This window comes from Sphingobium sp. TomMM35A, from assembly GCF_054771735.1.
Genome location: NZ_BSRC01000001.1, coordinates 1,205,569 through 1,216,802, shown reverse-complemented (window position 1 = coordinate 1,216,802; position 11,234 = coordinate 1,205,569). Strand labels below are relative to the sequence as shown.

10 protein-coding genes and 1 tRNA gene are annotated in these 11,234 nt (G+C 62.6%); 6 read left to right on the top strand and 5 right to left on the bottom strand.

All coding sequences use genetic code 11. From position 1 onward, the window contains the following. The first annotated feature begins 84 nt into the window (after positions 1–84). The gene (locus ACYU8T_RS05995) at positions 85–1,488 is read left to right on the top strand and encodes an NAD(P)H-dependent flavin oxidoreductase (RefSeq protein WP_097092798.1); all 1,404 of its coding nucleotides are present in this window, start codon (positions 85–87) and stop codon (positions 1,486–1,488) included. Then, the gene (locus ACYU8T_RS05990; protein WP_097091686.1) at positions 1,488–1,700 is read left to right on the top strand and encodes a DUF2093 domain-containing protein; all 213 of its coding nucleotides are present in this window, start codon (positions 1,488–1,490) and stop codon (positions 1,698–1,700) included. The genes ACYU8T_RS05995 and ACYU8T_RS05990 overlap by 1 nt, the downstream gene beginning before the upstream one ends. A gap of 539 nt (positions 1,701–2,239) precedes the next feature. On the opposite strand, the gene purU is transcribed toward ACYU8T_RS05990, so the two are convergent. Together purU and ACYU8T_RS05980 are read right to left on the bottom strand one after the other, a co-directional pair. Further along, on the bottom strand, positions 2,240–3,079 hold the full coding sequence (gene purU / locus ACYU8T_RS05985; protein WP_461159759.1) for a formyltetrahydrofolate deformylase: 840 nt from the start codon (positions 3,077–3,079) through the stop codon (positions 2,240–2,242). 122 nt (positions 3,080–3,201) lie between these two features. Further along, the gene (locus ACYU8T_RS05980) at positions 3,202–4,212 is read right to left on the bottom strand and encodes an SPOR domain-containing protein (RefSeq protein ID WP_461158820.1); all 1,011 of its coding nucleotides are present in this window, start codon (positions 4,210–4,212) and stop codon (positions 3,202–3,204) included. 191 nt (positions 4,213–4,403) lie between these two features. Here ACYU8T_RS05980 and ACYU8T_RS05975 point away from each other — a divergent pair, with 191 nt between their 5' ends. Genes ACYU8T_RS05975 through ACYU8T_RS05965 form a run of 3 tightly spaced genes read left to right on the top strand, consistent with a single transcriptional unit; the run spans position 4,404 to position 6,970 of the window. Next, on the top strand, positions 4,404–5,126 hold the full coding sequence (locus tag ACYU8T_RS05975) for a ParA family protein (RefSeq protein ID WP_097092796.1): 723 nt from the start codon (positions 4,404–4,406) through the stop codon (positions 5,124–5,126). 13 nt (positions 5,127–5,139) lie between these two features. Continuing rightward, positions 5,140–5,658 carry a hypothetical protein gene (locus ACYU8T_RS05970; RefSeq protein ID WP_461158819.1) on the top strand — a complete coding sequence of 173 codons (519 nt, stop codon included), beginning with the start codon at positions 5,140–5,142 and terminating at the stop codon, positions 5,656–5,658. 10 nt (positions 5,659–5,668) lie between these two features. Further along, positions 5,669–6,970: an SPOR domain-containing protein gene (locus ACYU8T_RS05965; RefSeq protein ID WP_461158818.1), complete on the top strand. Its 1,302-nt coding sequence runs from the start codon at positions 5,669–5,671 to the stop codon at positions 6,968–6,970. A gap of 179 nt (positions 6,971–7,149) precedes the next feature. On the opposite strand, the gene ACYU8T_RS05960 is transcribed toward ACYU8T_RS05965, so the two are convergent. From ACYU8T_RS05960 to moaA, 3 genes are all read right to left on the bottom strand, one after another. Next, positions 7,150–7,224: transfer RNA gene (locus ACYU8T_RS05960), tRNA-Asn, on the bottom strand. A 79-nt stretch (positions 7,225–7,303) separates the two neighbouring features. Then, a complete protein-coding gene (locus tag ACYU8T_RS05955) occupies positions 7,304–8,080 on the bottom strand; it encodes an NAD kinase (protein ID WP_201514157.1) in 777 nt (258 codons plus the stop codon). Further along, positions 8,077–9,090 carry a GTP 3',8-cyclase MoaA gene (gene moaA, locus ACYU8T_RS05950; RefSeq protein ID WP_201514156.1) on the bottom strand — a complete coding sequence of 338 codons (1,014 nt, stop codon included), beginning with the start codon at positions 9,088–9,090 and terminating at the stop codon, positions 8,077–8,079. Before moaA ends, ACYU8T_RS05955 begins: the two co-directional genes overlap by 4 nt. Positions 9,091–9,212: 122 nt before the next feature. On the opposite strand from moaA, the gene ACYU8T_RS05945 reads away from it, so the two are divergent. Next, positions 9,213–11,231 (top strand): putative bifunctional diguanylate cyclase/phosphodiesterase, encoded by a 2,019-nt coding sequence (locus tag ACYU8T_RS05945; RefSeq protein ID WP_461158817.1) that lies wholly within the window; start codon positions 9,213–9,215, stop codon positions 11,229–11,231. Positions 11,232–11,234: the final 3 nt, after the last annotated feature.

Sequence of the window (11,234 nt, the reverse complement as noted above, 5' to 3'; positions counted from 1 at the left end):
GTTATTCGTCATCGGTCGCGAAAGCTGCTATAGAGCGGCGTTCAGTCGACGGATGACCCAGCAGCTGTTGCGCGGGAGATTATGTTGTTCAAGGGTTTGAAGCCCATCATCTATGGTGGTCGTGAAGTCTGGCCGCTGGTCGAAGGCGGGAAGGGCGTGGCTGTGTCCAATCACGCCAGCTCCGGCGCATGGGCTGCGGCAGGGGGGATCGGCACCGTGTCCGCCGTCAATGCCGACAGCTATGACAGCATGGGCAACATCATCCCACAAATCTATCACGGCCGCACCCGCCGCGACCGTCATGAAGAACTGGTCGCCTACGCTATCGATGGCGCGGTCGAACAGGTAAAGCGCGCCTTCGAAATTGCCGGGGGTAAGGGCGCGATCAACATTAACGTGCTTTGGGAAATGGGCGGCGCTCAGCGGGTGCTGCACGGCGTCCTGGAAAAGACCAAGGGCATGGTCGCCGGTGTCACCTGCGGCGCGGGGATGCCGTATAAGCTGAGCGAAATCGCCGCGTCCTATGGCGTCAGCTATCTTCCCATCGTCAGCTCCGGCCGCGCCTTCCGCGCGCTGTGGAAACGTGCCTATTCCAAGGCCTCGGAATGGCTGGCGGCGGTGGTCTATGAAGATCCGTGGCTGGCGGGCGGCCATAACGGCCTTTCCAACGCGGAAGACCCGCGCCAGCCGCAGGACCCTTATCCCCGTGTTCGCGACCTGCGCGCGACGATGCGTGAAGGGGGCATTTCCGACGATGTGCCGATCGTCATGGCGGGCGGCGTATGGCACCTAAAGGATTGGAACGACTGGATCGACAATCCGGAGCTAGGCGCGATCGCCTTCCAGTTCGGCACCCGTCCGCTATTGACGCAGGAAAGCCCCATTCCCGATGAGTGGAAGCAGCGCCTCACGCAGCTGGAACCCGGCGACGTGCTGCTGCATCGCTTCTCACCGACGGGTTTCTACAGCTCGGCTGTCCGCAATCCCTTCCTGCGTCAGCTGGAAGCGCGCTCGGAACGCCAGATACCGTTCAGCACGGAACAGGCGGGCGATCATACGCACCAGCTGGATGCGGGCGTCAAGGGCAAGAATTTCTGGGTGACCCGCGGCGACCTGCTGCGCGCGCGCGAATGGGTGGGGCAGGGTTTCACGTCCGCGCTCAAGACGCCCGACAACACGCTTGTATTCGTCACCGAAGAAGAAAAGGCGGAAATCCGCAAGGATCAGACCGACTGCATGGGCTGCCTCAGCCAGTGCGCCTTTTCAAGCTGGATGGACAGTGAGACGAACTCGACTGGCCGTCTTGCCGATCCTCGGAGCTTCTGCATTCAGAAGTCCCTGCAAGAGGCGGTGCATGGTGGTGATCTGGACAAGAACCTCCTCTTCGCGGGCCATGGCGCGTACAAGTTCAAGCAGGACCCCTTCTATTCCAACGGTTTCGTGCCGACGGTGAAGCAGCTTGTAGACCGCATATTGACGGGCGACTGATGGCGGAAATCCAGGGATTGGCGGTGCTGGAATATCACACGCCCTATTTCGACATAGTGCGCCCGGGACAGTTCGTTTTTTGTGCGGTTTCGGGTGCACGGATCGATTTGGACGACCTCAAATATTGGAGCGCCGAGTTCCAGGAAGCATATCGCGGCCCGCTTGAGGCGACACAGTCCTTCCTACGTCATCGCGGTATGGCGCCCGCCTGAACGGCGCCCGCACTTTTTGTTCCTTTTGAGGGCGTGGTGCGTTATCCTCTTCATGCAGGCGACAAAGATCGCCGCATTTGGAAGGATGTCTAGGATGTCGCGTTTGGATGTCTATGGCGATCGGGTTTGCGTCGTCACCAGTTTCCTCATTGTAGGTTGGTTCATCTACGATATTTTCTTCGGCTGAGGCTTTTGCACAAAGCGCACTTCGCGTCTGCTAAAGCAAAGCTATGTTCCCTTTCTCAACTATATCTGTAGACAGGTGTGGAGCTTAGCGCTCCGCGGCTTTTGAAGGATGACAGCTTGCTCCGCGTCAACAACGGCTAAAGCGCACGGCCCTATGCGACCACGCAAGGTTTCGTGTTCCTCCGGACAAGGAGAAGACGATGAAACCCCGTACCCTTATTGCACGTCGTAAGCGGCAGCACGAAACAGCCAGGGATGTCTATATCCCGCACTCGTCCTGGTCCCGCCAGCCACGAGCCGCAGCCAGCGCAGCACTCGCGCCAGAAGATTTTTGGGCGCGCCTCGGGCTCTGATCAGCGGAAAACGACGGTTTTGCTGCCGTTCAGCAGCACCCGGCGGTCGGCGATCCATCCGACCGCCCGGGCCAGCACCTGCGCCTCTATATCGCGGCCGATGCGGATCATATCCTCTGCGGTGGCGCGATGATCGACCCGTTCGACGGCCTGCTCGATGATCGGTCCCTCATCCAGATCGGCAGTCACGAAATGTGCCGTCGCGCCGATCAATTTCACGCCTCGCTCATGGGCGCGGTGATAGGGGCGGGCGCCCTTGAAACCCGGCAGGAAGCTGTGGTGGATATTGACGCATCGCCCTTCCAGCCGCCCGACCAGATCTTCTGACAGGACCTGCATGTAGCGCGCGAGGATCAGATAGTCCGATCGCGTGCGTCCAAAGACATCCAGGATCGCCGCTTCCTGCCCGGCCTTATCCCCATTGGCAGGCAGTTCATGATAGGGGATGCCGTGCCATTCGGTGATCCGGCGCATGTCGGGATGGTTCGACACGACGCCCATGATATCGACGGCCAATGTTCCCGTCTGCCATCGGTGCAGCAGGTCGGCGAGGCAGTGCGAGCCTTTCGAAACCGCAAGCAGCATGCGCGGCTTTTCCTGCGCTCCACTGATCCGCCAGTCCATGTTGAATTCGGCGCCTGTGGCAGCGAATGCGGCCTGTAGCTCTTGCGTGTCCGACATGCGGGCATCCGTCGCTTCGAACGCCACGCGCATGAAGAAGCGTCCCGCCTCCCTGTCGGCATATTGCTGGCTATCGGTGATAAAGCCGCCCCGTCCCGCCAGGAACTGGCTGACGGCTGCAACAATGCCCACGCGGTCGGCGCACACCAGCGTCAGCACCCAAGAGGGGACAACCGAATTGTTCAAAAGGGGCCTCCGCGAATGGTCGGGAACGCCGTTGCCTTATGCCGCACCCATGATCAAGCGGTTAAAGCCACAAGACCTAGCCGCGACAGCGCAGACTACATCTTCCTCGGCATGCAATCCGCCCCCGCAGCCTTTAACGCGCCGCATAGCTTTGCCGCTTCGGCATTGCTCGCCAAAGGCCCGGCCTGCAATCGCGTCATGGCGCCGCCCTTGACCAGATACAGCTGATAGGCGGAAAGACCGGCTACCTTGCCGCGCAGGCTGCTCCAAAGTGCCCGGGCGCGTCCTTCCTCGCTGAAGGCACCCAGTTGCACTCGCCAAGGCCCGCTAGCGGCCACCTTCGCTTCCTTCTCAATGGCAGGCTTACGCGGCGGAACTGCGGTGCTGAGTTTGGAAGGCTCAGCTTTCGTCTTGGCTGGTGAGGGCTTCTTGGCATCCCGGACAGGCGGCGGGGTAGCGCTTGCAAGAGAGGGCGTTTCCTCACGCAGAACCGGCGCGCTCGACAGGCGGCCATTGGCCTCCGACAGCGCCGCCACTTCCTTTTGCCCCATGTCCCGCGCCATGGCGAGCCCCTGCTGCCGCTGCTCAACGGGGATATATTTGTCCATCTGTTTAAGGCTCGACGTCGCCTGCGCCAGCCCTGCTGCGGATGCGCGGTTCATCAGCGCATAGGCGCGGGGCCAGTTCTTCGCTGTCAGGTCGCCGTTGAACAGCGCTGTGCCCACTATATATTGGGCGCGCGGTTCTCCCCGCATCGCTGATCGCTCAAGATAGGGCAGGGCGCTCGCACGCTCTCCCTGCTGGAACATCAGCAGCCCCAGATTATCCTCGGCCCGTACATGGCCCTGCGCTGCGGCTTTGCGATACCAATCGAGGGCCGCCGCCATATCAACTTTGACACCCCGGCCGAGCTTGCTTGCCTGACCCATGTTGAACTGCGCATCCGGATCGCCTGCCTGGGCGAGCGGCCGCCAAAGCCTCACTGCCTTGTCATAGTCGCCTTGCTGCCAGGCATCGACGCCAGCCTTCACATCGGCAAGGGCGGGCGGCGCCAAGCTCAGCATGGTTGCTGCGGCCAAGGTGCCCCAGATGTGCTTCATGTCCATATGCTCCTGAAACAACAGCGTCACCGCAGCCTATGATTGAACAAGGTTAATGCACACTTAGCATTGAGGATGCCATTCTTGATAGTAGGCTCCCGCTGCCACCGATGTCGAAGGATGCGGGCATGTTAACCAAATCTTAGGCGCGGCCATGGCAGTCCAATGTGCAATTGGATTTTCTGGGGGAAACGCGCGTGCGCATACTCGCATTGGCATCGCAAAAGGGCGGATCGGGGAAGACCACCTTGTCTGGTCATCTGGCTGTACAGGCGCAGAGGGCTGGCGCTGGCCCGGTGGTTCTTATCGACATCGATCCCCAGGGTTCGCTGGCCGACTGGTGGAACGAGCGCGAAGCCGAGTTTCCCGCCTTTGCCCAGACGACTGTCGCACGCCTCGCGGCGGATCTTGAAATCCTGCGGCAGCAGGGTTTCAAGCTTGCCGTCATCGACACGCCTCCTGCCATCACCATGGCGATCCAGAGCGTCATTTCCGTCGCCGAGTTGATCGTGGTGCCGACCCGTCCCAGTCCTCATGACCTCCGCGCCGTCGGTGCCACGGTCGACTTGTGCGACCGTGCGGGCAAGCCCCTGATCTTCGTTGTCAACGCTGCCACGCCCAAGGCGCGCATCACGTCGGAAGCCGCGGTTGCGCTTTCCCAGCATGGCACCGTCGCGCCCGTGACGCTGCACCATCGCACGGACTTTGCCGCATCGATGATCGACGGCCGTACAGTCATGGAGGTCGATCCAAACGGGCGCTCTGCTGGCGAAGTCACGCAATTGTGGAGCTATGTCTCCGATCGCCTTGAAAAGAATTTTCGCCGGACGGTCTTCTCGGTCCCTAATGGGACGGCGGGCACCAGCGGCGCAGTTCGTCCGGCGACGGGTGGCTTTGGCCGCCGCGTCGTGGGCCAGTAAGGGAGGGATGACAATGGCCGAACCCAAGCCTGTCGCTTCGCTGACTTCCGGACTGCTCGCCCGGAAGGGCGCTGCCCAGCCTGCCATGCGCCGCCCCGTCATGGGCTTTGGCCAACAGGCGACAGCGGCGCTGTTGCAGGACGATCTTGGCTGGAATGACATGGGCTTCGACGTTACCGAGCCCGAGCCTGTTCCTGCCGAGCCTCGCGCCGTAGTTGGCCTGACTCCGATGACACAGCCGCCGGTCGCAGCGCCTGTCCCGACCGTGATGGTCGAACGGGAAGAACTGGCGGAGCGCATGGAAGCAGCGGTCAAGACGATCGCTCCTGCCAAGCGCGCAGTCGCAAAAGGCCGCAAAGCCGCCTTCACCCTCCGTCTGGATGCAGACCGTCATCTGAAGCTTCGCCTTGCAAGCGCGGTCGTCGGCCGTTCCGCCCAGCAGATGGTGACCGAGGCTCTAGACAGTTTTCTCGCCGCTTTGCCCGAAATCGACAAGCTCGCGCAGCAGTTGCCGCGCGACGAAGCGAAGTAAAGGATCAGCCATGAAGCGCAGCGCTCTCTCCAAGGCGGCACTTTCGTCGCTGATCGTCGGAACAACCATGGTCGGCTGCACGGGGGCGGCGTTCCGTCCCTCCGCTATTGCCGCGCCTAAGCAGAATCCGGTTCGCTCCACTGCTGCGATTGAAAAGGCGCTCGCCGGCCGGGACGGCGCGCGCGCCGTCGCAGCGGCGGAGTTGGCGGTCCAGGCTGCTCCCCAGGACGCGAACTATCGGCAATTGCTTGGCCGCGCCTATATCGCGAGCGGCCGCTTCGTCTCGGCGGAAGCTGCCCTCAGCGACGCAATGACGCTCGGCAACCGGGACCCGCGCACGATCATCAGCCTGGCATTGGTCAAGGTGGCGTTGGGCAAGAATGACGCGGCTCGCGAACTGCTCGCGACAAACGCGGACGTCGTACCTGCCAGTGACTATGGTCTCGCCATGGCGATGGCGGGGGATCCGGGAGAAGGCGTCCGCATCCTGTCTGAAGCCATTCATGATCCGTCGGCGACAGCGCGGACACGCCAGAACCTCGCCTATGCCTATGCGCTGGCGGGCCGTTGGAAAGATGCGCGCGTCATGGCGGGCCTCGATCTCGATCCGCTCGCCGCCAATCAGCGCATCGCCCAGTGGGCGCAGACGGCGGCTCCTGACTTCGCACAGCAACGGATCGCTGGCCTGATGGGCGTCACTTTCGACGGCAATGATGCCGGCCAGCCCGTCGCTCTGGCTCTCGCGCCCGAGGCTGCGCCTGCTCAAATAGCTGAGGCAGCTTCGCCGGAAATGCCTGCCGCTCCCGTTGCCGAGCAGGCTACCGCTACCGAAATGGCCCAAGCGGAAGCCGTCCGACAGCCGGTTGATTTCACGCCTTATGCGGCTCCCGCGCCGGTCAATAAAGCGTCACGACTAGGGAAGAAGAGCGCCTCGGCCAGCCTCTCTACACCCATTCGCGCGGCGCAGGCGGTTCGTCAGTCGGTCCGTTTCGACGGAAAGGGCAACAGCGCGTGGGTGGTCCAACTCGGTGCTTATGCAAATACCGCGATCGCGAAGGAAAAATGGTATGAGATGGCGCGCCGCAACAGCGCGATCTCCGCTTTGCCGGTGCTGACCAGCCAGATTACCGTCAATGGCGTCAGCTATGCTCGCCTTGCCGTCAGCGGCTTCGATGATCGCGTGGAGGCGGACGCACTCTGCCGCGCCATCCGCACTCGCCGGGGTCAATGTTTCGTGCGGGAAAAGGCGCCCGGCGCAGCACCGCAGCGTTGGGCGCTCGCATCCAAGCCACGCCAGTTCGCTTCGCGCTGAACAAACACCTTTCTGATCGGATCACCTCGCCTCCCCTAGGGGGCGAGGTTTTTTGTATCACCGGCTCTGCTGGCAGCGGTAGACTGAAGCAGCCGGATCAAGCGCGATGAAGGCGCAAGCTCAGAGCGCGTACACCCTAGATTGTTGCTGATTTCCGGAGCCGCCCTAGTAGGCGAAAGTGGCTCCCCGAGTAGGATTCGAACCTACGGCCATTCGATTAACAGTCGAATGCTCTACCGCTGAGCTATCGGGGAGCAGCCCGGCTCTCGCTGGGCAGGCCGCGCCTATAGCAGCGAGATTCTTGAGATGGCAAGGGCAGATTTGCGAATTTTTTCAGGCAATGAATTGTTCTGCCGCGATCCGGTCATCCAGCGTATGTTCAGGGTCGAAAAGCAGGGTCAGCGGCGTGCCCCGATCGATCTGCACCTCGACCTCCGCAACGTCACGGACTTCCCGCTGATCCGCCACGGCGCTCACTGGACGCTTGACCGGATCAAGCACCGTAAAGCGGATTGCCGTGCTTTCCGGCAGGATGGCGCCACGCCAGCGGCGGGGACGAAAGGGGCTGATCGGCGTCAATGCCACCAGACCCGATCCCAACGGAAGGATAGGGCCATGGGCAGAGAGATTATAGGCCGTCGATCCGGCGGGCGTCGCCACCAGCACACCATCGCACACCAGTTCGGTAAGCGCCGTCCGCCCATTCACATGGACTTCCAGCTTCGCCGTCTGGCGCGTCTCGCGCAGCAGAGACACTTCGTTGATGGCGGGGATCGAAAAACGCTCTCCATCGACCGTATCGACAGTCATGCGTAGCGGGTTCACCTTGAAGAGCTTGGCCGCCTCGATCCGCTGCTCCAGCCGTTCCAGCCGCCACTCGTTCATCAGGAATCCGACTGTTCCCAAATTCATCCCGAACACGGGCATGATCCGGCGGCTTTCCAACATGGAGTGCAGGGTTTGCAGCATGAACCCGTCGCCACCCAGCGCGATGATCATATTCGCTTGCTCGACAGGCACGAAGTCATACGCTGCGCGAAGCCGCTCCTCGGCTGCCTTGGCGGACTGGGTAGGGGAGGCGAGCAGAGCGCGCCGTGGCTCCTCGCTCATCCGCCGGTCACACTCATATGGCGATTGACTGCGGCGGCAGGCGCGTTGCCGCCGATCCGGAAATCATGGCTGGCAGGCTTCAGCCGCAGGGCGCGGTCGATCAGCGGCTGAACCGCATCGACGCCGCCCTCGCGGAATGCGGTCTTGAGATCCACATGATCCTCATGCCCCAGGCACATGAATATCTTTCCTTCGCAGGTCATGCGCATGCGGTTGCAATCCGCACAAAAGTTGTTGGTGAGCGGCGTTATCAGCCCCAGTCTCACGCCCATCCCTTCGACCGCGTGATAACGGGAAGGCCCGCCCGTGCGATGCGCGATCGGCACCAGTTCATGATGCAGTCTCAATTGCTCGACCACTTGGGTCAGGGGCAGGTAATGATCCGTGCGATCCTCGCCTGTTTCGCCCAACGGCATCGTCTCGATCAATGTCAGGTCGAACCCCTCGCGATCGCACCATTGGAGCATCGGCAGGATTTCGTCTTCGTTGATGCCCTTCAAGGCGACCATGTTGATCTTGACCGCGAGACCCGCCGCCTTCGCCGCGGCCAGCCCCTCGATCACCGGCCGAATGTCGCCATTGCGGGTGACATGAGCGAACCGCTCCGGATCGCGGCTGTCGAGGCTGACGTTGATCCGCCGGACGCCCGCATCGAAAAGCGCTTCGGCATGCTGCGCCAGCCGTGTGCCGTTGGTCGTCAGCGTCAGTTCGTCCAGGTCTTCGCCAAGGTGGCGGCCAATCCGCCGCACCAGATCGACAATGTCCCGCCGTACCAGCGGCTCGCCGCCGGTCAGCCTTATCTTGCGCACGCCGCGCGCTATGAAGAGGTCGGCAAGCAGCGCGATCTCTTCCAGCGTCAGCACCTGGTCCTTGGGCAGGAAGGTCATGCGCTCCGCCATGCAATATCGGCAGCGCAGGTCGCATCTATCCGTGACCGAAATCCGCAAATAGCTGATCCGGCGGCCCAACGCATCGGTCAGGCCCGTGCGCCGAAGATCGGGCTTGTTCATGCTCAACTAGCTAAGCCATGGCAAAGTCCGGTGCAAGCACTGCCGGTTGCAGGGTCATGAACAGGTCGCTAACGCCTGTCTGCTACATGCCTCGACATGCGCTGTAGTCCGGGAGTTTCGATGTGAGCGGTGAAACCGCACTGCATGGCCAGCGCAGCCTTTTCATCCTGTCGCCAGGCGACAGGGACGGATTGTCTCGCGCGGCGGCGCTGGCGGGTTGGCGCGCCATTGCGGCGCGGCGATTGAAGGACGCAGCCCAGCGTTTCCTGCACAGCGACGCGCAGATTGCCCTCATTGATGCCCGTGGCTCCGCAGAAGATGGTGAAACGTTGATTGAAGCACTGGCGCCCGCTGTCGAGGCTGGTGGCGGCGCGATTATCGTGCTGATCGATGAAAGCGCGCTCGGGTCTGTCACAGCTTTGCTGGACGCGGGGGCCACTCATTTCCTCACGGCTCCCTACGCGCCTGACCAGATGCGCGCGACACTCGCGTCGGCGCAGCGCCTGATCGATCGCCTGGGGGGCGGCGCGGCATCCAGCCAGCGCGCTCAGCGGATAAGGCGAGGCGATGCCTTATTTTGGGAATTGGACAAGGGAGGACGTGTCGTCCGCCTGAGCGACAATCTTGCGCGGCATCTAAACCTTGATCGGCAGGTTATCAGCCCCGCGCGTTTTGCCCGCTGCCTGCCTCGTACGGAGCGCCGGTCGGTGATTGCGGGCTTGCGCGGCATGATGCGGTCGGGCCGGACCGAATCCTTCGCGCACGCTGCCCCCGGGCGGCCGGGCGATCGTCTCGTTCATCACCTCCGCCTTATTGATGGGGTTGTCGCCGCCGACGTCGAATGGCTCTCTGACACGCATGGCGACGACGCAACCGGCCGCGATGACCTGACCGGCCTTCGCTCCCGGCAAGCAGCCCTTGAATGGCTGGAGAAGCGATCGGGTCTCGCCACGACGATCCTCCTCCTTTCCATCAGCCAGTTCGATCGGATGAACGCCGCTTATGGTCAGGTAGTCGGCGATGCCTTGCTTGGCCGCATCGCCCGGCGGGTCGAGCGCATGGCGGCTGAAGCAGCGCCCGGTGCCCTCGTGGCCCGCATCGCTGGAACCGAGTTCCTCATCGGCCTTACCGGAGCCGCCGCCGCGAGCGAACGCGCGACCTTCCTCGCGCGCCAGCTGATCGGCGCGGTCGGCCGCCCGTTCAGTGCGGGCGATCACCTTATCCGCCTCACCGCCCGCTGTGGCATCGCGCAGTCACGCGCCGATGATGACGCCACACGCCTGCTTCGCCGCGCGGGTACGGCGCTGGCCGACGCGCGGGCGGGCGGCGGGGAGGGCATCCGCATTTTCTCAGCCGAAAAGCGCAGCCGCCAGGTTGATGCCGACCAACTTGAAACCGACCTGCGCCTCGCCCTTGATCGGGGAGAGATCGGCATCGTGTTCCAGCCGCAATATCCGATCGGTGGTGATCATATGACGGGCGTGGAGGCGCTCGCGCGGTGGAACCATCCACAATATGGCTCGCTGGGCGCTGGCATGTTGTTCGCCACTGCCGAACGATCGGACTATATGCTGCCGCTGTCCGCCCACATTCAGGCGGAAGCCTTGCGTCAGGCGGCTGCCTGGCCACAGGCGCTTTCGCACTTGCGCTTGTCGATCAACGTGACCGCCGCCGACATCGCGCAGCCTGGCTTCATGCCGCAGTTCCTCGGCCTGGTTGACGGCAGCGGCTTCCCGCGTTCGCGGCTAACGGTCGAGATTACCGAAAGCGGCCTTATCGAGAATGTCGCTGCCGCATCGGCGCTGCTGACGGCTCTTCGCGCAGAGGGCCTTGCCGTTGCGGTCGATGACTTCGGCACCGGCTACTCAAGCCTCGCCTATCTCAAGAGCCTGCCGCTCGACTATCTCAAGATCGACAGCGGATTGGCTCAGGATATCGCTGGCACGGCGCGGGACAGGATCGTGGTCCGGGGCGTCATCCACATGGCCAAGTCACTGGGGCTGTCCGTCATTGCCGAGGGCGTCGAGACGCAACAGCAACTCGATCTTCTCGCGCGCGAAGGATGCGACTTCTACCAAGGCTTTTTGCGGTCAGCGGGCGTATCATCCGCCGAGTTGGCCACCATGGCCCTGAAGGGCTGAACC

What these genes read in the sequence shown, in the direction of transcription:
- ACYU8T_RS05970 (WP_461158819.1), top strand. Translation starts at nt 5,140, where the DNA reads ATGGCCGAACCCAAGCCTGTCGCTTCGCTGACTTCCGGACTGCTCGCC.
- ACYU8T_RS05980 (WP_461158820.1), bottom strand. Translation starts at nt 4,212, where the DNA reads ATGGACATGAAGCACATCTGGGGCACCTTGGCCGCAGCAACCATGCTG.
- moaA (WP_201514156.1), bottom strand. Translation starts at nt 9,090, where the DNA reads ATGAACAAGCCCGATCTTCGGCGCACGGGCCTGACCGATGCGTTGGGC.
- ACYU8T_RS05990 (WP_097091686.1), top strand. Translation starts at nt 1,488, where the DNA reads ATGGCGGAAATCCAGGGATTGGCGGTGCTGGAATATCACACGCCCTAT.
- ACYU8T_RS05965 (WP_461158818.1), top strand. Translation starts at nt 5,669, where the DNA reads ATGAAGCGCAGCGCTCTCTCCAAGGCGGCACTTTCGTCGCTGATCGTC.
- ACYU8T_RS05955 (WP_201514157.1), bottom strand. Translation starts at nt 8,080, where the DNA reads ATGAGCGAGGAGCCACGGCGCGCTCTGCTCGCCTCCCCTACCCAGTCC.